Annotated in this window: 20 protein-coding genes and 4 pseudogenes; 9 read left to right on the top strand and 15 right to left on the bottom strand. The window is 40.4% G+C overall.

Annotated features, from left to right (window positions below; genetic code table 11):
* The first annotated feature begins 168 nt into the window (after window positions 1-168).
* Window positions 169-1,350 carry a hypothetical protein gene (locus FTV29_RS13085; protein ID WP_004647792.1) on the top strand — a complete coding sequence of 394 codons (1,182 nt, stop codon included), beginning with the start codon at window positions 169-171 and terminating at the stop codon, window positions 1,348-1,350.
* A 505-nt stretch (window positions 1,351-1,855) separates the two neighbouring features.
* On the opposite strand, the gene FTV29_RS13080 is transcribed toward FTV29_RS13085, so the two are convergent.
* Entirely contained in the window at window positions 1,856-3,028 is a 1,173-nt protein-coding gene (locus FTV29_RS13080) for an iron-containing alcohol dehydrogenase (protein WP_004733137.1), read from the bottom strand.
* 341 nt (window positions 3,029-3,369) lie between these two features.
* Here FTV29_RS13080 and FTV29_RS13075 point away from each other — a divergent pair, with 341 nt between their 5' ends.
* Together FTV29_RS13075 and FTV29_RS13070 are read left to right on the top strand one after the other, a co-directional pair.
* Window positions 3,370-3,774 carry a transposase family protein gene (locus FTV29_RS13075; protein ID WP_152872730.1) on the top strand — a complete coding sequence of 135 codons (405 nt, stop codon included), beginning with the start codon at window positions 3,370-3,372 and terminating at the stop codon, window positions 3,772-3,774.
* 37 nt (window positions 3,775-3,811) lie between these two features.
* A pseudogene (locus tag FTV29_RS13070) lies at window positions 3,812-4,222 on the top strand (transposase family protein); the annotation flags it as partial.
* Window positions 4,223-4,235: 13 nt separating this feature from the next.
* On the opposite strand, the gene FTV29_RS15245 reads toward FTV29_RS13070, so the two are convergent.
* The 6 genes and pseudogenes from FTV29_RS15245 to FTV29_RS13045 all read right to left on the bottom strand — a co-directional run.
* Window positions 4,236-4,508 (bottom strand): hypothetical protein, encoded by a 273-nt coding sequence (locus FTV29_RS15245; RefSeq protein ID WP_100358270.1) that lies wholly within the window; start codon window positions 4,506-4,508, stop codon window positions 4,236-4,238.
* Window positions 4,505-6,064 (bottom strand): PepSY domain-containing protein, encoded by a 1,560-nt coding sequence (locus FTV29_RS13065; protein WP_004733135.1) that lies wholly within the window; start codon window positions 6,062-6,064, stop codon window positions 4,505-4,507. The genes FTV29_RS15245 and FTV29_RS13065 overlap by 4 nt, the downstream gene beginning before the upstream one ends.
* Before the next feature lie 3 nt (window positions 6,065-6,067).
* Window positions 6,068-6,349: a hypothetical protein gene (locus FTV29_RS13060; protein WP_004281957.1), complete on the bottom strand. Its 282-nt coding sequence runs from the start codon at window positions 6,347-6,349 to the stop codon at window positions 6,068-6,070.
* A gap of 42 nt (window positions 6,350-6,391) precedes the next feature.
* Window positions 6,392-7,003: a DUF4198 domain-containing protein gene (locus FTV29_RS13055; protein ID WP_005093768.1), complete on the bottom strand. Its 612-nt coding sequence runs from the start codon at window positions 7,001-7,003 to the stop codon at window positions 6,392-6,394.
* Window positions 7,004-7,074: 71 nt separating this feature from the next.
* On the bottom strand, window positions 7,075-9,231 hold the full coding sequence (locus FTV29_RS13050) for a TonB-dependent siderophore receptor (RefSeq protein WP_159138860.1): 2,157 nt from the start codon (window positions 9,229-9,231) through the stop codon (window positions 7,075-7,077).
* A 312-nt stretch (window positions 9,232-9,543) separates the two neighbouring features.
* A pseudogene (locus FTV29_RS13045) lies at window positions 9,544-9,834 on the bottom strand (IS481 family transposase); the annotation flags it as partial.
* Between the two features lie 522 nt (window positions 9,835-10,356).
* On the opposite strand from FTV29_RS13045, the gene FTV29_RS13040 reads away from it, so the two are divergent.
* The 4 genes from FTV29_RS13040 to FTV29_RS13025 all read left to right on the top strand — a co-directional run bounded on the left by FTV29_RS13040 (window position 10,357) and on the right by FTV29_RS13025 (window position 13,869).
* On the top strand, window positions 10,357-11,340 hold the full coding sequence (locus tag FTV29_RS13040; RefSeq protein ID WP_159138861.1) for a putative oxygenase MesX: 984 nt from the start codon (window positions 10,357-10,359) through the stop codon (window positions 11,338-11,340).
* Window positions 11,341-11,390: 50 nt separating this feature from the next.
* The gene (locus tag FTV29_RS13035; RefSeq protein WP_004733166.1) at window positions 11,391-12,434 is read left to right on the top strand and encodes a methionine synthase; all 1,044 of its coding nucleotides are present in this window, start codon (window positions 11,391-11,393) and stop codon (window positions 12,432-12,434) included.
* Window positions 12,435-12,532: 98 nt separating this feature from the next.
* Window positions 12,533-13,027: a flavin reductase gene (locus tag FTV29_RS13030; RefSeq protein WP_005093807.1), complete on the top strand. Its 495-nt coding sequence runs from the start codon at window positions 12,533-12,535 to the stop codon at window positions 13,025-13,027.
* A 41-nt stretch (window positions 13,028-13,068) separates the two neighbouring features.
* Window positions 13,069-13,869, top strand: coding sequence for a sulfite exporter TauE/SafE family protein (locus tag FTV29_RS13025; protein WP_159138862.1), 801 nt, complete (start codon window positions 13,069-13,071; stop codon window positions 13,867-13,869).
* Window positions 13,870-13,909: 40 nt separating this feature from the next.
* Here FTV29_RS13025 and FTV29_RS13020 read toward each other — a convergent pair whose 3' ends face one another.
* The 8 genes and pseudogenes from FTV29_RS13020 to FTV29_RS12985 form a co-directional block, all read right to left on the bottom strand.
* A complete protein-coding gene (locus tag FTV29_RS13020; RefSeq protein ID WP_282549714.1) occupies window positions 13,910-14,245 on the bottom strand; it encodes a LysR substrate-binding domain-containing protein in 336 nt (111 codons plus the stop codon).
* Between the two features lie 101 nt (window positions 14,246-14,346).
* The gene (locus FTV29_RS13015) at window positions 14,347-15,951 is read right to left on the bottom strand and encodes an IS66 family transposase (RefSeq protein ID WP_180075590.1); all 1,605 of its coding nucleotides are present in this window, start codon (window positions 15,949-15,951) and stop codon (window positions 14,347-14,349) included.
* 74 nt (window positions 15,952-16,025) lie between these two features.
* On the bottom strand, window positions 16,026-16,361 hold the full coding sequence (gene tnpB / locus FTV29_RS13010) for an IS66 family insertion sequence element accessory protein TnpB (protein ID WP_004691519.1): 336 nt from the start codon (window positions 16,359-16,361) through the stop codon (window positions 16,026-16,028).
* Window positions 16,358-16,741: a transposase gene (locus tag FTV29_RS13005; protein WP_004762545.1), complete on the bottom strand. Its 384-nt coding sequence runs from the start codon at window positions 16,739-16,741 to the stop codon at window positions 16,358-16,360. The genes tnpB and FTV29_RS13005 overlap by 4 nt, the downstream gene beginning before the upstream one ends.
* 728 nt (window positions 16,742-17,469) lie before the next feature.
* Entirely contained in the window at window positions 17,470-17,931 is a 462-nt protein-coding gene (locus tag FTV29_RS13000) for a DIP1984 family protein (protein WP_004733111.1), read from the bottom strand.
* A 195-nt stretch (window positions 17,932-18,126) separates the two neighbouring features.
* Window positions 18,127-18,490 (bottom strand): annotated as a pseudogene (locus FTV29_RS12995) (IS3 family transposase); the annotation flags it as partial.
* Window positions 18,484-18,765, bottom strand: a pseudogene (locus FTV29_RS12990) (helix-turn-helix domain-containing protein); the annotation flags it as partial. The pseudogenes FTV29_RS12990 and FTV29_RS12995, both read right to left, overlap by 7 nt.
* 127 nt (window positions 18,766-18,892) lie before the next feature.
* Entirely contained in the window at window positions 18,893-19,870 is a 978-nt protein-coding gene (locus FTV29_RS12985; protein ID WP_180075589.1) for a GlxA family transcriptional regulator, read from the bottom strand.
* Between the two features lie 132 nt (window positions 19,871-20,002).
* On the opposite strand from FTV29_RS12985, the gene FTV29_RS12980 reads away from it, so the two are divergent.
* Together FTV29_RS12980 and FTV29_RS12975 are read left to right on the top strand one after the other, a co-directional pair.
* Entirely contained in the window at window positions 20,003-20,887 is an 885-nt protein-coding gene (locus FTV29_RS12980; RefSeq protein ID WP_180075588.1) for an MBL fold metallo-hydrolase, read from the top strand.
* A gap of 84 nt (window positions 20,888-20,971) precedes the next feature.
* On the top strand, window positions 20,972-21,514 hold the full coding sequence (locus FTV29_RS12975; protein WP_180075587.1) for a cysteine hydrolase family protein: 543 nt from the start codon (window positions 20,972-20,974) through the stop codon (window positions 21,512-21,514).
* The last annotated feature ends 177 nt before the right edge of the window (window positions 21,515-21,691 follow it).

Below are 21,691 nucleotides of genomic sequence, written 5' to 3'. Positions count from 1 at the left end.
ACCGCTTCTACAGCTTTGGTATAAGGGACTTCTGCATCTTATTTGATTAATATAACTGGTATAAGGTTGGAAAAAGGTTGGAGCTAGCATGTTCACGATATTTTCATCCATTTTAAAAAAATAACGATTACAGCCGATGTAAATCATGAATTGTTGTGAGAATAAGGAATGATGACAAAACAAGATTTGATGGAAAAAAGGCACAATACTGATCAGCTTCGGCAAAACAGCAGTTTGTCTCCCTTACATGCAGAACAGCTGGGACAGAGTATTGCCAGCTCCTGGCAACGTTCATCCTCGGCTGAAATCCCGAAGAATCGTTTAGCAGCACCGCTGACGGATTTAAAAAAGACCACTTCTTCCTCAACTTTAGCCCAAGCCCTGCAACATTGTGCTCAGGATTTAAAACATATTGCCGAGCAATCTTCTATGGTGCTGGCGGTCGGAGATATCGGCAGCACCATCATTTGGGCAGCTTCTAGCCCACAAATGCAAAGTGCCGCAGAAAGTGTACATTTTATTGAAGGTGGGCAATGGCGCGAAGAGCTAGTCGGAACCAATGCATTGGCATTATCCTTAAAAACTCAACAATCCAGCTGTGTCTTTTCCAGTGAACATTACATGTCCTCCATTCATGATTGGGTTTGTTACGCTGCCCCGATTATTGATCCCTATTCAAAACAGGTCTTAGGTGTCATTGATCTGTCGACTACCTGGCCAAAGCATAACAGTTTAGCACTACTAGCTGCGGAGCGCTGTGCTACGATCATCCAGTCGGCTCTACTAGAATGCCAGAAGCAGCGCCTGTTTATTCGAGCTTTTTCAGTACCTCAAGTGCTGTTTAATGGCAAGATGCTGGTTCTGACTCCTCGACAGATTGAAATTCTGACCATTCTAGCCTTATGTCCGCAGGGTCTGAGTCTAGATACATTGCATCAAGCCTTATATGGCGAGCGCAAGGTCAGTATGGGGACTTTAAAAGCAGAAATGTCACAATTACGCGATTTATTAGGTGGTATGCTGGGTTCCAGACCCTATCGTTTATTGGCGCATGTAGAGGCTGATTTTTTAATGACAGAGCAATCTTTAGATGCTGGGTATATCGATTCAGCCTTGAAATTATGTACCGGCGTATTTCTGGCCAAAACAGAAAGTCCATTTCTATGCGCCTGGAGAGATTGTCTGGAATCACGCCTGAGCGATGCCATTTTCAAGGCTAATGAAACCGATGTCTTGCTGAAACATGTGGCACATTTTCCTGAAGCGATTGATGCTGTAGAACGCCTGATTGAACTGATGCCCAAAAACCATCCCGTTCATCAGACTCTGTTAAAATATAAAAATCTTTAAAGCTGATGTAACTGTCGGTACAAAGCTAAATAGTTAAAATAGGAATATTCTGGAATATTAAGTATTATCCTTGCTTACTGTGAGTTTACTTATTAATTTAGACTGAACCTGATCCTAAAATTTTTATCAGTGGCTACCCAGTTTGCCGTTTGCCTAGATGCTTGATATCAGCTACGCTCACCTTCATGTCATTTGAAGGACGCGCAGTTTATTCCTCAGGGATCAAATATAATCGTAAGATAATACGCTATGAAATTTTATTTGTGGCTAGAACGGGCTAAAAAAATAGTGGCATTTTTCTACCATGGGATTAATGTCGATATTCATAATGAAGGGGACTTCATAAAAAAGAAACACCCCCCGCTTTTATCCTCTTATGAAGGCAAAAGGATCAGCCAGGAACAGGAAAATGCATGTCTGCTCTTGGCACACTTCCTCAGGAAGTGAAACAGGGGCTGTTAAAAATGTAAGTCAGATGCTTGGAGAGAAGACTTACATTGAGGCACTACATCGCCGCTTTAAAAATATCTACCACTTGGGCATGGCTGGCTTTACGTGGATTGGTCAGCATGCAGGCATCTTTTTGTGCATTTTCCGCCATGATGGCCAAGTCAGCTTCTTTTACATTCAATTCCGTCAGCCCAGATGGAATACCAATTGAAGCCGAAAGCTGACGAATGGCGCCAATCGCTTCATAAGCTGCTTCAGTTACGGTTAAGCCTTCTGTATTCACCCCCATCAATTGGGCAATTTTGGCATAACGTTCAGGACAAGCAATCAGGTTAAATTCACAAACATGGGGGAGCAGAATTGCATTACAAACACCATGCGGCAAGTTGTAGAAGCCTCCGAGCTGATGTGCCATCGCATGCACATATCCTAAAGAGGCGTTATTAAAGGCCATTCCGGCAAGATATTGAGCATAGCTCATGGCATCCCGTGCTTCTAGATTATCCCCATTCGCCACTGCGGGACTGAGCCATTCACTGATCATGGTGATCGCCTTTTCTGCACAGGCATCAGTGATGGGATTAGCAGCCGTAGATACATAGGCCTCGACCGCATGTGTCAGAGCATCCATCCCTGTTGCCGCAGTCAGGCCGGCAGGTTTGGCCAACATCAGTTTAGGGTCATCAATCGCAATGAGTGGTGTGCAACGCCAATCTACAATCGCCATTTTCACATGGGTATCGGTATTGGTAATGATACAGAAACGTGTCATCTCCGAAGCCGTCCCTGCCGTGGTATTGATTGCAATCAGTGGTGTCATCGGAACGGTACTTTTATCAATCCCTTCATAATCACGGATATGTCCGCCACCTGCAGTGACCAGACCGATGCCTTTGGCACAGTCATGTGATGAGCCCCCACCTAACGATACAATAAAATCACAGGCATTTTCATTATAAGCTTCAACTCCATGATGCACGTTAATATCAGTTGGATTGGGTTCCGCACCTGGGAAAATATAACTGTCAACACCTGCCTCTTTCAAATAATCTGCAATATCATCTGCAACACCAAATTTAAACAGGCCAGCATCAGTTACAATCAGTGCTTTCTTGGCGCCTAAATTTTGTGCTTTTATCCCGATTTCTTTAGCACAGCCCGGACCAAAAAGTGAAACGCAGGGAATATAAAAACCGTTAGTTTGATCTGCAATATTTTTAAAAGCCATGGGGTGATTCCTTCTACCATTGATTGATTATTTTATCGGTGACCCTCACCGTAATATGAGTATTGGATGAAGCTAAAAAGAATCCTACCTACCAAATACCTACCAATTTAAATTTCTGATTCTAGCCAAAATAATGCATTTGAGGTATTTAAAAGCAGATTGGCAAGGTTTAGCAGATACTGGGTAGATTGGTTTAATAAAGGGCGTGTGAATAGCACACTAGGCTGTTTACTACTTTCTGATTTTAAATAAATAGACTTCCGTCATAAATCAAAAAACGTACAATTTATTTGATCTTAAATTAATCAGCAAAATTATTTAATCCAAGGGATAATCCTTGGATGAAATTCAAAGATATTCAAAAATTATCAGACGTTAAGTTTCGTAGGCTTACCGGTGTTAGTTGGGCTACATTTAACCTCATGTTGGCCGAGCTAAATAAGGAGTTACCTTGTCATATTGGTAAAGGACGACCACATAAATTACCGTTGGAAGATCGTTTGCTCTTATGTATAGAATATTGGAGAGAATATCGAACATTTTTCCATCTTGGTATGAGTTACGGTGTATCTGAAACGAGTGCAATTCGTATCACACGCGTTATTGAAGATACCTTAATCCGTTCTGGAAAATTTAACTTGCCAAAACAACTTCCTAATCGAGATGAAGTGGATTGGGAAGTTGTTGTGATTGATGCAACTGAAATATTAGTTCAACGTCCAAAAAAAACAGAAGAAATGGTATAGCGGTAAAAAAAAGCGACATACCTTTAAATTTCAGCTATCTATGCACTATACAACAGGTGAAATACTGAGTGTATGTGGAAGTCATGGAAGCATGCATGATTTTAAAATATTTAAAAAAAGCATGAGGAAATTAAAATTTAAGCCCTTTTTTATCGTTGATAAGGGGTATTTAGGGATAAAGAAATTGGGTTTTGGATGCCTCATGCCATCTAAAGCAAAGAAAACTGAAAAACTAGATTCTGAATTAAAAAAGTTAAATAAAGAGATTGGTCGTAGACGAATTCAAGTAGAGCATGTATTTGGAAGGATGAAATGTTTTAAGATTTTATCTTGTGTATATAGAAATCGTCGTAAACGATTAAACCTGCGGTTTAATTTACTTGCTGGCATATACAATTTAGATTGGGTGAAAGATAAACAATTAAATTGGTTGAAAAATGATTTATGAAGGAAGTCTAATACTAAAATGCTTTATTCATTTTTAAGATAAAGATAAAAAGTACGGGGCTTAGAAATACCCATAGAGCCACAAAGCTGATACTGTAGCTAAACCGGGTCCGTAATAAAACCATTACGACGAATAAGAAAATACCTGCAGCGAATTTAGTGTACGTAGGAAAATTCGCTAAAAAAGCGTACCGAGATTTTCGGGTTTTTAGGATCTGCTTTGCACTTACCGCATAAAAACCAAAACAGCTTAGCCATAAAAGCCCCATGATTGCGATCCATATCATATGGAAGACTCCTGCTGTACGGCTTTCAGTTTGGTCTGGATTTTCTTAATAGCCTTTTGCTGAATGGGCGTAATTTTCTGGTGTAACAATAGGGCAAGCAGTGCCAAGGTCCATAACATCAGATCAATACGCAAAAAAGGCCAATAAGTCGCAAAAGAATCAACATATTGCTGGGAAACTAAATAATAAATATCAATCAGGGGAATTATAAAGGCAGCACAAATCAGAAGTTTAAGCTGCATTCTCCATATATCTTGCTGTGGGGTTACACATGCCAGGATAAAACTGCCAAGCCAGATAGAGAAAAAACTATAAATTTCATAATTTGGTGCACCTACAGGAATACTGATAAAACGATTCGCATAGAGATATCCCAGCATGGCAAGCGGCAAGCCAATAATTATGGTGATATTCAAGCGGTTCACTAAATAGTGTCCGAGATGAAACCGCACTGATTTTTTCTGCATCTGGCGTTTCAGGCTCCACAGCAGCAATCCGGATGCAATCATTGCGCAGCCTAATATGCCGGAGAAAAATAACCCTAAACGTAAAACAGGTTCGGCAAAACGTGCCATATGTAAACCATACATGCTGGCATTTAGTGTGGCAATTGCACTTTCATTTCGTGTATTTTCAAGCAATTTTCCGGTAGCAGCATTTAAAATAAGCTGTGCCTGATTTCGTGTAATGGAATGATCTTTGAGCTGAGTTAAGGTTATGTGTGCCAGCTGGGTATTGGGCTGCTTGACCGTGATATTGTCAAATTCCGCATATCCCCAGTGTTGCTGTGCCGTGGTGATAAAATGTTGAATTGGCAGCATCTGGGTTTTCACAGGAACTGAGTGGGTGGCTGATGTATTGATTGTGCGAATTTCTTCAAAATATTGAAAGGGATTGTCTGGATAAAGTTTTTTCATACCGGAAGGCAGCACGATATAAAAGAAAATCGCCAACCCGGTAAATGTCATGGTCAAAAAGAACGGCAGGGCAATCACTGAACTGACATTATGAAAATCCAGATAAGAGCGCTGTCCTTTAAAGGCTCTTAGGGTAAAAAAGTCTGTCAGGATTTTTTTATGGGTAATGATTCCTGAAATCAGAGTCAATAACATGATAAAGGCAGCAATCGTCACAATCAGCCGACCAATGGTGTAGGGCATACCATAGAGCTGAAAATGAAAATTATAGAAAAAATCTCCCCCTTGTGTGGCTGAAAGCTGTAATTCTTTTCCTGTCGAAGCATTCAGGGTTTTGACTTCATAGCCACCATCCGCTTTTTGCCAGTAGACTTTATTCACCGGTGAGTCTTGATTGGCGACTCCAATATACCAGTTTTGGGCGTCCGGTGCATGCTGCTGTAAATAGCTGTAAGCAGATTTTAAGGCAGTTTCCTGATTGACTTGCATTGTGGCAAATTCAGGCTGCATCCATAGACTGATTTCATGTCGGTAATAGGTGACCGCGCCTGTTAAAAAGATCGCAAAGAGTAACCAGCCAAAGCTTAAACCCAGCCATGAATGTAAACATGCCATGGATTGACGGACAGATTTATGCATGGTTTAACCTATGAAGCGGGAGAAGAGAAATAAAATAAGTAAAGGAATCAGGCTATAGATAGAAAGCTTTTTTAAACTTTGGATACAGAAGATTCCAATCACAAAACAAACATAAAAAATCAGGGCAGTAAATGCAGCCAAATAGACAGACTCAGCTTTAGGCAGAAAAGCCTGTAGAAAGTAAGCCAGATCGAGTGCGATTAAATAACTGCACAAGTAGCCAATGCCAAAGGTCATGCCTAAGCGATAGAGAATGGCAAGTGGCTGCACTACAACAGACATCATATTTGGCCTTGAATAAATCTATACTGATGAAAATCTAAAAACTTAATAAACAAAACTTAAAGTCGTTACCAGATACTGTTTTTTATAGGCCTGCTGATTCAATTTTCCTGCCTTGTCTGCTTCTTTGCCAACTTCAATGACATATTGACCTTTCCATGGCGTGGCGATCGTAATCTGGCCTTGGCCGTTGGTGGTGTATTTTTTTAGCCAGAATTGCGGGGAAAAGACTGTGACTTCAACATCCGCAGCAGCTTTACCCTGATACAGTACCGTAAATGTATTGCTGTTGATCTGGGTCGGGACAATATCTAGTTCTGACTCTGCTTTCAAGTTTTGTCTGCCGGATTTGGCATGATAGCTCAACAATGATTCTCCATAGATCAATTCATGACTGAGCTGGACATCTGTCTGGCCTTGGGTCGCATAAAGCAAATGATCTTGTTGCATTTGAGGACTAAAGCTTTTTCTAGACTGAACGGCCTTTGCTTGATTAAAAGACTTCAAGGCACCTTGCTGCGTTTCTTTAAGCTGTTCACTATATTCACCAAAGAACGCATGAGTCTGCTTATCTGTATCACGTTCCAGCCAAAGCATATGCGCCTGAGCTGAAAGTGTCATAGACAGTCCGAGGGTCAGAGCGATCATTTTTTTCATTTGTTTTACCTGTTTTTGTGTATGTAGTGATGATTTAGCCCTGAACATGTCGTCAAGGCTAAGTTTGAAAATCAGTATTTAAATTTCACAGCAACGCTGTAATTTGCTGGTGCACCATAAAAACCTTGCTGATTCGGGAAATTGAACAGATATTTTTCATTGGTCAGGTTATTACCATTGGCTTGCAAGGTCATATGCTCATTCAGCTCATAGCTGGCCATTAAGTTCACGAGCGCATAAGCATCCTGCTCAATGATTCCAGCTTTCTGGGTAATCACTCCATTGGCGGTTGCTTCAGGCACATCTAGATAGGTCTGATCTTGCCACTGCACACCAAGGCCCAGTTTCAGTTTTGGAAGTTGCGGCACCTGATAGGTAGTTAAAAGATTAAAAGACTGGGTTGGATTGAAGGTACGCGCATCACCGCCATTGATCAGATCTTTCAGGCTAAACTGGGTATAACCAAAGCTTAAGTTAAAATGGTCGGTCAGTTGTCCCGCCAAGCCAAACTCGTAGCCTTGGGAACGCAGGTTACTGACCTGAGTTGTGCGTAAAGTCGGAATACCATCAGAATCACGAAGCGGATAATTACTTTGCTCCGTTCTGAACACAGCCATGGTGGCGGTAAGCTTGTCATCTAGCCAAGAACCTTTGACTCCGACTTCATAGCTTTCACCTTCGATCGGTTTGTTAATGCTGCCATCATCTGCTCTGGTGGTTTGCGGACGGAAAATCGAGGTATAACTCAGATAGCCTGTATATTCAGGGCTAAAGTTATAGGTCAGACCGGCATAGGGTAAAACTTTATCTTCATCATAAATGGTGTCGGTCCCATAACTGCTACCACTGCTTTCAGCCTGAACATAGTTCGCACCTAAAAGCAGTTTCAGATCATCATTCAGATGCAGTCGGGTCGCAGCATAAAGGCTCTGGTTCTTCTGCCGGATATGCATTTCACCACTGGTTTTCGACATATCCCAGCTTGGTTCTTCGGGTGTAAAACTGGCTAAATCTGTGGTCAGCGGATTGACAAAGCTGCCAGCATAACCCAATTCATCCAGACGATTTTTGGCCCAGACATAGCCCAATGAGGCTTCATGGCGTTGTCCCCAAAGCGGATAGGTGCCGCTAAAACTCAGGCTGGCTTGTTGTTCTTTATTGTCATCAATATACATGCCTGGGTAGAGGAAGATGCCTGAAGTGCCATTTGCGCCAGGTTTGCCGGACAGAAACAAGAGCTTTGAATCGCGTTGTGTACGTTTTTCATCATAGGTCAGTTTGGCTGTCCAGTCGCCACCCAGTTTTTGTTCAAGCTCGGCAAAGTAGCTTTTAATATTGCTATCCCAGTGGGCCCAGCTTGGACTGTAATTATAATTCCGTGAGTAACTGAGCTGCTCGCCTTCAGTATTGATCAGTGGATTAGAACCCCAATTGACACCATTCGGCTTGTGATTGGTTTCGGTATAGCCAGCAGTCAATAGAGTTGTGTCAGTTACATCTGCCTCCACAACAGCACCTATGCCGTTCTTTTCCAGTTCATAACGATCCAGATAACTGTCGCCTGTTTGTTGATAGCCAAATACACGACCTCTGACTTTTCCATCTTGGGTGAGAGGAGAGGATACATCTACTTCATAGCGCTGCGTATTCCATGAGCCATAACTGGCATTAAAGGCTGTTTGAAGGTCGGATGTCGGGCGTTTGCGAATCATATTAATAGTTGCGCCGGGATCGCCAATTCCATTATTTAAGGCATTCGCGCCTTTGACCACTTCTACACGGTCAAACAAAAAACTGTCTGGATTATCATTATTATAATTATAGCCTTCGAGTGGAATACCAACGCCATCGACTAAAACATTTGAAATCTCGAAACCTCGGGCAAGGTAGGAGGTCCGTTCCGTTTCCTGATTGCTGACGATAATGCCAGGGGTATTGCGCAGTACATCCCGTGTATTATCCAAAGCAAAGTCATCCAGCTGCTGGCGGGTAAGGACATTGACTGTTTGCGGCGTTTCCTTAAGTGGAATATTCAGTTTTGAGGCGGTTGACGAGTTTTGGATGATATAGGCTTTACTCTGTTCAGAGCTGAGCTCACTCTGTTCTGATTCCGCTGTAACGGTAATCGTCGGTAATTGCTGAGTATCATCGGCAAAACTTTGTTGTGTAACTAAAATCGAAAAACTGAGTAAAGATAGTTTAAATGATGAAGGAACGGTAGAAGACATTTTAGTTGATGTAAATGATAATAATTATCACTAATGTTATTGTTTAAATATTTTTAAAGCAATCTTAAATTTAACAGGAAATATGAATGAAAAATGGGTTAATGATAGGTAAATCTACAAATAAAACTTTGATGTACGGAGTAGGGAGGACAATAAAATATCCCTATTAAAAAAGATGTTATTACCTTACCTTTGTGTTCCTGAACGGCTTTGCTGCACGAATACCTAACACTATGATTTAATTATATTTATTTTTTATTAAAATTTTATAAAACCCCTTAAAAATCAGTATCTTGCAAAATATTTATGCAATAAAGCCACGAAGAGATAAAGCTTACCCTGTGCTGTTTGCATCTCAGCGATGTCGATATGAAAGTAACCATTGAAGCGCTTCCTGTCAGGGCGATCACCTTGTACCTTAGGCAGTCGTGAAATACCATGCCGCTGCAAGCAGCGGTATAACGACGAGCGTGTCAGATAAGGAATACTTGGCTGCAATGCATAAAGGCAATCGTCTAGCGGCAACAAAGTGCGTTTTTGAAAAGCAACAATTGCCGTCTCATCTTCAGGCGATAACACGCTTGAGCGAGGATTCTTTGGCCCGGTTGTAAGATAAACCAACCTTGGTAAGAGTCACCAACATAAGATACACTAAATAACATAATTGGTATGTTAGTAAACTCTATATATAACAGTTATATAGAGTTTTTATTTTGTGTGGTGTAATTTAATGTAGGGTGGGGTAATTTGATTTTTGGTCACTAATTTATTGTGATAATCAACAATAATAACCAACATACACATGCTTAATCTAAAGGTATTTTACTGACTGGTATAATTTTATGATGAGAGGGGTGTTGCCTGGGGCTACGGTTTCTGTTTTGCTTTTTGACGTAACACGTACAAATGGTAGAGTTGCAAAAAACATTACCAATTTCAGATAAAGATTTTAGATAGCCGCTTAGCTTACTGAATAACTAAAAATCCTCAGCATCTTTAATTTATTAAGATGAGTATTTCTCATCTTAAGCTGAATTTATATCGTTTTACTCACTTTCTTATTCACGTTTAAATATAGCCATTCAGAAATTTAACTTTTTATAAAATTTTTAGGTGGCAATCTCCATGAGTACAGCATTTGAGTGTTCAATTAAACGTATCCGTTTTGATGAGAATTATACACCAGCAGAAAACACACGTTTAACCACAAACTTTGCCAATTTGGCACGTGGGGAAAGCCGTGAAGAAAACTTGCGTCGTACCCTTGCGATGATCAACAACCGTTTTAATAGCTTGGCAACCGTTGATAACCCGAAAGGTGATCGCTATTCACTTGAGATTGACATTATTTCTGCGGAAATTGATATTGAAGGTAATGGTCAAACTTTCCCATTTATTGAAACACTTAAAAGTGTTGTGATTGACCATCAAACAGGTGAGCGTATTGAAGGCATGATCGGCAATAGCTTCTCATCTTATGTGCGTGATTACGACTTCAGCGTGGTATTGCCACAATTGGGTTGTGGTGTAGGTGAAAAACCTGAAGATTTTGGCAATCTACATGGCAAGCTTTATCAACATTTAGTCAATTCAGATGTATTTAAAGCAGAATTTAAAAAACAACCTGTCATTTGCTTAAGCGTTTCAACCTCTAAAACGTATTTCCGTACAGCCAACGTACATCCTATTTTGGGTGTGGAATACAAAAATGATGAATATTCACGTACCGATGAATATTTTGCCAAAATGGGTTTACGTGTACGCTACTTTAAACCAGAAGGTGGTAATGCACCATTAGCATTCTATTTCGCTGGCGATTTAGTCCGTGATTATACTGATTTTGAATTGATCAGTGCTATTGCGACCATGGAAAGTTTCCAACGGATCTATCGTCCTGAAATTTACAACACCAACTCTCCTGCAGGTGTGGTGTATCAACCAAGTCTAAGCTATGGCGATTATTCACTTACACGTGTGGTCTATGACCGTGTGGAACGTGGTGAGCTTGCAGTTAAACAAGGTAAATGGACGGAAGAAAACTTCATTAAGCCTTATCAAGACATTTTAAATGAATGGGCTGCAAATTTCGAAGTCGAAACAGCTGCTTAATCCATTAAATTGATAAACAGATTTACGAATTTAGACAAAGAAGATTAGACATGGCGCTTACACAACCGAAACTTTTACTCCCAACTTCAACTGCGGGTAGCTTGCCAAAACCGTCTTGGTTAGCTGAACCTGAAAAATTATGGTCTGCATGGAAGCTTGAAGGCGAAGAATTATTAGAAGCTAAACGTGATGCTTTGAAATTATCATTACATGAGCAAGTCACTGCAGGTATCGATATCGTGAGTGATGGTGAGCAAACCCGTCAGCACTTTGTAACCACGTTTATTGAACATCTTGAAGGTGTAGATTTCGAAAAGCGTGAAACCATGCGTATTCGTAATCGTTATGATGCAAGTGTACCTTCAGTTGTGGGTGAAGTTTCTCGTAAAAAAGCAGTGTTTGTAGACGATGCGAAATTTTTACGCAGCCAAACCAGTCAGCCAATTAAATGGGCGTTGCCTGGTCCAATGACCATGATTGATACACTTTTTGACGGACACTACAAGAGCCGTGAAAAACTGGCTTGGGAATTTGCCAAAATTTTGAACCAAGAAGCTTTAGAACTTGAAGCAGCAGGCGTAGACATTATCCAATTTGATGAACCTGCGTTTAACGTATTCTTTGATGAAGTGAATGACTGGGGTGTACCAACCTTAGAACGTGCACTTGAAGGTCTAAAATGTGAAACTGCAGTTCATATTTGCTATGGTTACGGCATTAAAGCCAATACAGATTGGAAACAAACTTTAGGTAATGAATGGCGTCAATACGAAGAGTCATTCCCGAAACTACAACAATCTAAGCTCGATATTATTTCACTTGAATGCCAAAACTCACGTGTACCAATGGATTTGATTGAATTGATCCGTGGTAAGAAAGTGATGGTGGGTGCCATTGATGTAGCAACTAGCAAAGTTGAAACTGCAGAAGAAGTGGCGAATACCTTACGTAAAGCACTTCAATTTGTTGATGCAGATAAACTCTATCCTTCAACCAACTGTGGTATGACACCACTTTCTCGCCAAGTTGCACGTGGCAAGCTTGAGGCTTTAAGCGCAGGTGCTGCCATTGTTCGTAAAGAGCTAGAAGCTTAATCAAACGTAGTCTCGTGCGAAGCAGGGGCAAATTATTGCAAGATGATTTGTTCTACTTAAAGCACGAGCACGTGATATGTACATTTGAGATGAAAGAGATGATTGAAGCAACAGACTTTAGAAATGCAATGTCTTTACTCACCACAGCAGTGAATGTTATTACGACTGCGAGTAAAGCAGGTATGCATGGATTTACTGCATCTGCCGTATGTAGCGTGACGGATACACCGCCAACGTTATTGGTCTGTATGAATCAATCCTCCCGTTCACATGCCCATTTTGTTGAAAATAAAGTCTTGGCTGTAAACGTACTAAGTACTCAGCATGAACAGCTTTCAAATGCTTTTGCTTCAAGTAAATTCAGTTCTGAAGAGCGTTTCAACTTAGGTGAGTGGAGTGCGTTGGAAACTGGTTCACCTATTTTGCAAGATGCCTTGGTCAGTTTTGACTGTGAAATTCAGGACATTCAGCAAGTGGGTACACACAGTATTTTCATGTGTCGTGTGCTTCAAGTTCAACAAAGCGATCAAGAAGAAAGCCTGGTGTATTTTAACCGTGCTTATCATCAAGTGGGTCAGTTGGAACACGCTTAATTCAACGCCTTAATCCTTTCATTTTTTAAAGTTAGTCTATTGTGGAACTTATAACCTTTTTAGTCATCGGTGCTTTTGCTGGTTTTGCAGCAGGGCTGTTTGGTGTCGGCGGTGGTACGATTATTGTGCCACTGCTTTTTATTGTCTTTACTCAAGTGGGTTATGACCCCGATGTGGTTATGCACCTCGCATTAGGCACATCTTTAGCAACCATTGTTGTTACTTCGATTAGCTCATTGATGGCGCATCATAAAAATGGGGCTGTGATTTGGTCGGTATTTAAAAATCTAGCACCACCCATGGCGATTGGTTGCTTTTTTGGGGCGGGTATTGCAGGTTTGATATCAGGATTACATCTACAAATCATTGTTGGCTTATTTCTGATTTGGGTTGCCTATACCATGTTTACAGGTGCCAAAAAAGTAATTGATCCAACGAAAAATTTACCTTCATCAGGTCAACAAATTGCTGCTGGTAGTGTGATTGGAGTTGCATCAGCAATCTTTGGGATTGGTGGCGGTAGCCTGACGGTTCCGTACCTGAATCGCTATGGTGTGGTCATGCAGAAGGCGGTTGGAACATCTGCGGCATGTGGACTCCCCATTGCTGTTGCTGGTGCATTAGGTTTTATTATTTTTGGTATAAATGCTGAGATTAATGTACCTAATACCATTGGTTATGTGCATATTTATGCATTTATTGGCATTAGCATCATGAGTTTCATTACGGCTAAGTTTGGTGCGAAGGCGGCACATGCTTTATCACCAGCAATGTTAAAGAAATGCTTTGCAGTTTTATTGGTCATTGTAGCAAGCTTCTTCCTTGTGAAGGGATTAATTTAATATTGGACTTCGCATAAGAGATTTTATGCTAAATGTAATTTTAAAGACTTATTTCATGACTATATTTATTTACTAAATTTAACCAGGCTTTTGTTGCATGAGAGATCTCTAATCCTTTATGCCAAGCCATATGTAATTGCCAGGTCATATCATCACTATTGAAGTATATTTTTTTTAAGTTACTAAATTTTCTACAGTAAATTTCTGGAAGAATAGCTATGCCCATATTTGCCTCTACCATTTTTACTATGAAATCCCATTGGCTACTTTTACAGACAATATTAGGTTCAAATCCTGCTTTTTGAGCTTCACTTAATATGATGGGGGTTAAACTGAAATCATCTGTATAAAATAGACCTCTTGCGAAAGTCGTTATTACAAGTTCATTCGGTTTACCAGTGCAGCGATTAAGTTAGCCACTGATGTATCTGGCTGCTGGCATTGCTGTAAGCGTCCGCTGAACCCCATGCCTATTTTTTAATTTGAGTTGGATTTCCAGCGATGTGGTAGTAATTCTTCTATTTGGGTCGCTTTATGCGTCGGCAGCCTTTTCAGCACATCACTGAGATAGGCATACGGATCCAACCCATTCAGCTTTGCTGACTGGATTAAAGTCATGATATTTGCCGCTCGCTGTCCACTGCGCAGCGAACCTGCAAACAACCAGTTCTTACGGCCCAATGCCCAGGGGCGCATTGAGTTCTCTGCCCAGTTATTGTCAATGGGTAGATTGCCATCATCCAGATAGCGGCTTAAGGCTGGCCAACGCTTCAGACTGTAATTGATGGCCTTGGCGGTTGGAGAACTCGATGGCACCGTCAGATAATGTTGGTTGAGCCATTCATACAGTTGTTGCATCACCGGTTGGCTGTGCTGTTGTCGGTATTCGCGGCGGTGTTCTGCTGTACTATCGGTCTTTTTCCTGAGTTCTGCTTCTATCGCATACAGTTTCTGAATCATCAGTAATGCCTGTTCAGCGATCTGACTTTTCCCAGTCACATGTAGCTCATGGAATTTACGACGTGCATGCGCCATGCAGCCCACCTCAATGACATCGCCTGATTTAAAGCGTGCTTTATAACCACTGTAATCATCACAGACCAGATGGCCCTGCCAGCCTTTCAAGAACTCTGCAGCATGCTGACCTGAACGGCTATCCTGAAAGTCATAGATCACCGCTTGAACTGGATTGTACTGTGTAGTGGCATAGGCCCAGACATAACCTTTCTTCGGTTTTTTCTCATCATCACCCATCCGCATGATGGTGACCGGCGTTTCATCGGCATGGATCACCCGCTGTTGCAGCACCACCTCTTTTAAGGCATTGGCCAGAGGCTCCAGTTCTACACCGCAGCGACCTATCCAGTCAGATAAAGTAGATCTGGACAGATCAATGCCCGCCCGCTGATAGATCAGGCGCTGACGGTACAGCGGCAAATGATCGGCATACTTCGATACCAGCACATGGCTGAGCAGTTCAGGTGAAGCAATGCCTTTATCAATCACATAGGCGGGCATCGCTTGCTGAGTCAGGGTGTCACACTGATCACAGACCCATTTGCCACGCACATGCTGTTCCTTATAGAACTGTGCCGGTCTGAAATGCAGTTTTTCACTGATATCTTCGCCGATACGACGTAACTGGCAGCCACAACTGCATTGGGTTGATGCAGGTTCATGCTCAATACGGATGGTGTGTAGATGATCCGGCAGCAGTCGACGTTTAGGTTTGTTGACTGTGGCTTTCTCTGTCGCTGCATCGGTTTTATCTGCATTCAGCCGCTCCAGTTCCAAATCAACTGCTGCGATATCCTCTTCAACCGCTTCGTCCCACAGATGGATTTGTTTTGCGGTGAGATGTTCGTTTTTACTGCCAAATTTGTGCTGTTTAAATAGTGCGAGCTCATGCTCGTATTTTTGCGTGAGAATGGAAAGATGTTGAACTTTGGCATCCAATTGCTGGTTTGATTTTTCTAATTCTTGATTTGATTGTGCCAGAGACTGATGCTGCATTGCCAACTGTCTGGTAAATTCCAGCAGTTGTTCATGGGTCAGTTGGCTTAAGTCTGGCAGCGTATTCATGACCGCAGTATGCCTGAGGTCATGACGCAGAGGAAATAGAACGTTTGGAGAATAGCAGAATGGACCAAGCTAGTTTAGAGCATTGTGACCACTTGCTGTCGTCCAATGCGCTGCCAAGGTAAACCCTGGATCAGTGCCTGTAACTGTTCCGGACTGATCGCCATGCTTTCACCCTGGTGAACCTGCGCCCAGTGGAATTTTCCCTGTTCCAGCCGCCGGGCACACAGCCAGATGCCCAGTCCATCATGTACCAGCACTTTCATGCGATGGCCACGTTTATTACAGAACAGGTAAGCACAATGCGGTTTAATGTAGCCAAAGGCTCTCACCACCTGAGCCATGATAGTATCCATCCCTGCTCGCATATCCAGTGGTTGGGTAGAAAGCCAGATTTCATCAATGCGGATCATGTTGCAAGTGCCTTGAGTAATTCTGCTAAAGCAGATATTTCTGATACTTGCCATTTCAAGCCAATTTCTGCTTTTGAGTGGGGTAAAGTAATTTGAACCGTTAACATGTCAGTAGGAGTAGGATCTAATGGTGCAGAGCAAGATAAGGCAATAAATGCAGGTTTATTCGGTAGTGGTGAGCGATCATTCCCTGGCTTACCATCAATTAAGCGAATCCATTTGGATACAAGATTTGTATTCAATCCATGTTGCAAAGCGACCGAAGCAATTGAAACGTCCGGTGCTTTACAAGCCTGAACGATCTGCTGTTTAAATTCAGCACTGTATGTTCTTCGTTTTTTCGCAAGAGATGCGATGGATGTCTGGTGATTTGTAGTCATAAATTTTAGTCCCCACTTGTTTTTAAGTGGGGACTAAATTAAGGCTTATAGGATGAATTCATAAGGTGTGTTCAGCGGACGCTTACGCATTGCTGAATAAGTTGATGTTTAAATTCAGCCGTGAAGGTTCGACGGGGCTTTTTTAGCATTGGTGTGCTGTCTATAACTGTCTTTAAATCCATAAATAGGTGTCCACTTAAAGTTTAGTGGACACTATCGTGGTATTCATGAGTGAGGAAAAGTGGGGCTCAGCGGATGCTTACTTTCATCTTGAGAGAGTTGGGTGTATTTCTTCATTGCGTGCTTTCCAATTGCGAGTTGAAAAAGTCTAATGATTCTACGAATACACCTAACTTTTTCACCTAACTACAAATGTGTCGCACTTGTGATTTGAATCCGCTATTTTCAAAATCTGTCTTTCAGCTCGTTATGCAACAAAGCCGAACCGAATTAAAAATAGGAATGTGCTTCAGCTGATGCTTGCTCATTTCTTTATTTTTAGTAATTGAGGTGAACATACTGTCAGTACATGGTAGTTATAAGTAACGTGTAACTTTGTTTGCACAAAGATTTGAGTTCTGCCAAGTGATGGATTGATTTGTACTTAAAATTTTAAGCTTATCCACTTGCTTTGCAAGCCACTACACTTTATTTACAATCCTATGTTGTGGAAGTAAGGGATCTTGTACTCGCCCAGTATGTTCAACTTGATTATATCTAAAGGACTATTAGGCTTCAATCAAATCAATTTTCCAATTATTCGACTGAATTAACACATTTAAATCACGTAATTTAAGACTAATATCATCAGCTTGTTTTTGTAATGATGAAACTGGAATAACTTTATGCCACTTTATTTCCCGCGTACTATAACGATCAGATTCACGAGATGTATTACTTATTGCTGCAGTTAGGGTTTTGTGCTGTTCTACAAATTCATCACGCAAAGACAATAAAGCAAGTAGAGAACGACCATCATTTAATTTTGTTAAAGCATTAGTTTCATGAATTGCATAACTTAATTTTTGAAATTCTTGAATTAAAGAAAATACTTGTTTTAATAGTTCATTAGGATCTTCAGATGGTTTATCACCATCTTGTACCAATACATTTGCATTGATACGTTGTTTTAGTGAAATAATTTTTTTTTGTTGATCACTTCGAAGTAAGAGAGCTTCTGCTAATTTCATTTTTCACCTATTAACCAATTAGAATTAAGTTTTAAGCAGCTAAGTAATTTCACAAATACTATATCCTCATTCTTTAAAGATCAAAACAATTGATTTTTTATAATTTTCAGAGGTAGAAGTCTTATATTTTGTCATTAGTCGAAGCTCAGAATTAAGCTAAAGGCCTTTTTCAGATGCAGAATCCTTTATCTGATCCTAGACAGTATTGTGGACAGTCGATCCCTCTAAATTCTTACAATATTTTTGTTCAAAGGCTTCAGGACTTAACCAGCCATTTGCAGAATGTCTTCTGATTCGATTGTAATAAATCTCGATATAGTCAAACAAGACAGCATTCGCTTCTTTTCGAGTGGCAAACACACGCCATGGATTACATGACCTTTCAATGTATGAAAGAAGCTTTCAGTCACTGCATTGTCCCAACATGAGCAGTGTACTGCGCAAGACTGCGTGACATACTTTGAATACAGTTATTCGTCAATAATAGTGCTCTAAAAGCACGACTACAGTACTGACTGCCTTGGTCAGAATGAACCATAACTCCTGTTGAATAAGCTTTTCATGCGCCAAGGTTGGTCCGAAACCACGCAGTTGATCAGAAACAATATTGAGGCACTTGAGTCTGAGTTCTTAAGAAAGCCTGGAATTGCTGGTTTGGCCACGACCCGTATGGGCTAATGCAGCTGGACCTTGAACTTTGTATTTCTGCAGTAAGCGTCTGACCTGACATTCTGAAATATGAAGTAGAAGTAGCTGAGCAGCCTGGGATTGAGTTATGCGTTGATCGCAGATTTCCTGCAAGACCGACAATCGTTTAAGTTCTTTATCCGACATAGTGATCAGCATCTATATTTTATATCCAGTCCATGGTGATAAAAACCATCATAAACTAGACATTTTTATTGGTGAGAATATAGACACTTTAAATGGGTTCTAACATTTCAATTTCGTATAATATCCATTATGTTAAATGAGGCGGATTATTCTCATTAATGATCCCAAAAGATTTTCTCCACGCTTGAGGACTTGTACCATATTTTTCACGAAAATTTTTTCTAAATGACACTGTATTATTAAAACCTGAAAGCTCGGTTATCTTTTCGATAGACAAGTTTGTTGTTTCTAAGAGTTCACAACTTAATCTGATTCTTTCAGTATTCAGCCAATCAACCAGGGTCATGCCTGTCGCTTTCTTAAAATGCCGTGTGAATGTCCTGCGTGTCATATGTGTCCGTTCAGCTAGGCTTTCAATATTATGTTGTACAGCTAAATTCGTTCTTAAAAAATCAAGTAATAGGTTAATTTGTGAATCTTGGCTCGATTCTGCTACTGGCTGTTCAATAAACTGAGCTTGCCCACCTTCACGGTGAGGCGGAATTACCATTACTCTAGAGACTTTATTCGCAATTTGTGCATTATAGATTTCACGTACCAAGTACAAACAGCAGTCTAACGCTGCGCCTGTTCCAGCAGAGGTTACGATCCTTTGGTCTTCTACATACAAGGCATCATGATCAAGCTGAACCTGTGGAAATCGCTCACTGAAATCTTGTTCAGCCATCCAGTGCGTAGCTGCTTTTTTATGGTCAAGTAAACCAGCATATGCTAATGCATAAGTTCCATAGCATAACCCTACAATTCTAATTCCAGTCTGATATGCACAATTTAGGGCATCGATAAGTACTTGTTCAGGCTCATGATTAAAATCATCCCATCCAGGAATAATAATAAGATCCGACTCTTTAATGAGTTCAATCCCACCATCAGGGATAATCATCATAGACTGTTCTGTTTTTACGGGTTGGCCATCTATAGAAAAAATTTTCAGATCAAATAGGCGTTTATCTTCAATCTTGATATTGAAAATGATATGGGGGATAGAGAAGTGAAATGGATTTATATTGGGGTAAACGAACAATCCAATCACTGGTATAGCCATTCGATCTACCTCTCTAAAATAATAAATATAGCATATTGTCCCAATAGTTTCGATGATTGTCCTTAAGGACAATTTTTTTGTTTGATGATTTCTATCATGATTCAAGTATGACTAAATGATTGGATCTAGAACATGAATAAAATTTTAAGTAGCTCTGTTATTGCACTCTCTCTGGCAATGGCTTCAGTCCATTTATATGCGAATGATAAAGTAGTTCAGCGAGATACCTCTAAAGTGACGCATATACAAGAAATTCGCAATGCAACGATTAAAGTAACCTATGCGGATACAACTTTTTTAATTGACCCAATGTTTGCGAAAAAAGGCTTTTATGAGGGTTTCCCTAATAGTCATCGCAGTTATTTACGCAATCCATTAGTTGATTTACCTATCAAGCCTGAAACGGTTTTAGAAGGTGTAGATGCGGTAATTGTGACACATACCCATTTAGATCATTGGGATGATGCAGCCCAAGCGGCTATTCCAAAAAATATGCCTTTGTTTGTACAGAATAAAGCAGATCAAAAAATCATCCAAGCACAAGGCTTCAAAGATGTTCGTGTATTAACTGTAACTACTTTCCAAGGTGTTAAGTTAACTAAAACTGGTGGTCAACATGGTACTGACGAAATGTATCGTAATGCTGAACTTAAAGCTGGCTTAGGTGAAGCGATGGGTATGGTTTTTGAAGCAGCAGGCCATGAAACAGTTTATGTTGCAGGAGATACCATTTGGCGTCCTGAAGTTGATCAGGCAATTCAAACATTTAAACCTGATGTAATTGTATTAAATACAGGTAATGCATTAATGGATGGATATAAAGAGTCCATCATTATGGGGAAAGAAGATACTTATCACGCAACCCAAAAAGCACCTAATGCTAAAATTGTCGCGGTTCATATGGATGCCATTAATCATATGTCGGTAACACGTGCTCAACTTGCAGAATATGTAGAAGACAAAGGGATTCAAGATAAGGTTTTAATTCCTATCGATGGTGAAACGCTTTCTTTCTAAAGTAACTTAAAGAAGTGGAAGCATTCCACTTCTTTAAAATCCTAAGCAGAACAAAACAAATATTAGTTAAGTAAAGGAATAGATATGTCAAAATCAGCTTTATTAGTTATCGACTTACAAAATGAATATCTACCTACAGGTAAATTACCATTGGTAAATATTGAACAAGCTGCTGCTAATGCAGTGAAAGTAATTGCGAAGGCCCGTAAACAGGGTACTCAAGTGATTCATGTCCAACATATTGCTGATGCTGAATCTCCTATATTTGAACCTAGCTCAAATGGTATTGAATTTCAGGACACAGTTAAGCCGCAAGAAGATGAATCTGTGATCATTAAAAATCACATCAATGCGTTCTTAAACACGAATCTCAAAGAAATTTTAGATAGCAATCAAGTGACTGAGTTAGTCGTGATTGGTGCTATGAGCCATATGTGTATTGATGCTGCTGTTCGTGCTGCTTCTGATTTTGGTTATAAGGTAAAAGTTATTCATGATGCTTGTGCAACACTAGACTTGGAATTTAATGGCGTTAAAGTACCTGCTGGTCATGTCCATGCAACATTAATGGCCGCTTTTGAATTTGCATATGCTCAAGTGATATCAACTGAAGATTATGTTAGTTAAAGATTAAGATTTTCTAAAATTAACATAATACACCTTATACGAAATACTTGTGTTAGAACCCATTTAAAGTGTCTATATTCTCACCAATAAAAATGTCTGGTTTATGATGGTTTTTATCACCATGGACTGGATATAAAATATAGATGCTGATCACTATGTCTGACAAAGAAATTCAAC

Source organism: Acinetobacter sp. YH12254 (assembly GCF_013417415.1).
Classification (GTDB): domain Bacteria; phylum Pseudomonadota; class Gammaproteobacteria; order Pseudomonadales; family Moraxellaceae; genus Acinetobacter; species Acinetobacter pseudolwoffii.
Note: the sequence above shows the minus strand (reverse complement) of the source record. Positions and strands in the feature narration are given on the sequence as shown.

Bases quoted from the DNA above. Each gene is read 5' to 3' on its own strand.
- FTV29_RS13000 (WP_004733111.1), bottom strand. From the start codon at position 17,931: ATGAAATTAGCAGAAGCTCTCTTACTTCGAAGTGATCAACAAAAAAAA.
- tnpB (WP_004691519.1), bottom strand. From the start codon at position 16,361: ATGATCCGCATTGATGAAATCTGGCTTTCTACCCAACCACTGGATATG.
- FTV29_RS13005 (WP_004762545.1), bottom strand. From the start codon at position 16,741: ATGACTACAAATCACCAGACATCCATCGCATCTCTTGCGAAAAAACGA.
- FTV29_RS13080 (WP_004733137.1), bottom strand. From the start codon at position 3,028: ATGGCTTTTAAAAATATTGCAGATCAAACTAACGGTTTTTATATTCCC.
- FTV29_RS13065 (WP_004733135.1), bottom strand. From the start codon at position 6,064: ATGCATAAATCTGTCCGTCAATCCATGGCATGTTTACATTCATGGCTG.
- FTV29_RS13075 (WP_152872730.1), top strand. From the start codon at position 3,370: ATGAAATTCAAAGATATTCAAAAATTATCAGACGTTAAGTTTCGTAGG.
- FTV29_RS15245 (WP_100358270.1), bottom strand. From the start codon at position 4,508: ATGATATGGATCGCAATCATGGGGCTTTTATGGCTAAGCTGTTTTGGT.
- FTV29_RS13050 (WP_159138860.1), bottom strand. From the start codon at position 9,231: ATGTCTTCTACCGTTCCTTCATCATTTAAACTATCTTTACTCAGTTTT.
- FTV29_RS13060 (WP_004281957.1), bottom strand. From the start codon at position 6,349: ATGATGTCTGTTGTAGTGCAGCCACTTGCCATTCTCTATCGCTTAGGC.
- FTV29_RS13030 (WP_005093807.1), top strand. From the start codon at position 12,533: ATGATTGAAGCAACAGACTTTAGAAATGCAATGTCTTTACTCACCACA.
- FTV29_RS13035 (WP_004733166.1), top strand. From the start codon at position 11,391: ATGGCGCTTACACAACCGAAACTTTTACTCCCAACTTCAACTGCGGGT.
- FTV29_RS12985 (WP_180075589.1), bottom strand. From the start codon at position 19,870: ATGGCTATACCAGTGATTGGATTGTTCGTTTACCCCAATATAAATCCA.
- FTV29_RS12980 (WP_180075588.1), top strand. From the start codon at position 20,003: ATGAATAAAATTTTAAGTAGCTCTGTTATTGCACTCTCTCTGGCAATG.
- FTV29_RS12975 (WP_180075587.1), top strand. From the start codon at position 20,972: ATGTCAAAATCAGCTTTATTAGTTATCGACTTACAAAATGAATATCTA.
- FTV29_RS13015 (WP_180075590.1), bottom strand. From the start codon at position 15,951: ATGAATACGCTGCCAGACTTAAGCCAACTGACCCATGAACAACTGCTG.
- FTV29_RS13055 (WP_005093768.1), bottom strand. From the start codon at position 7,003: ATGAAAAAAATGATCGCTCTGACCCTCGGACTGTCTATGACACTTTCA.
- FTV29_RS13040 (WP_159138861.1), top strand. From the start codon at position 10,357: ATGAGTACAGCATTTGAGTGTTCAATTAAACGTATCCGTTTTGATGAG.
- FTV29_RS13085 (WP_004647792.1), top strand. From the start codon at position 169: ATGATGACAAAACAAGATTTGATGGAAAAAAGGCACAATACTGATCAG.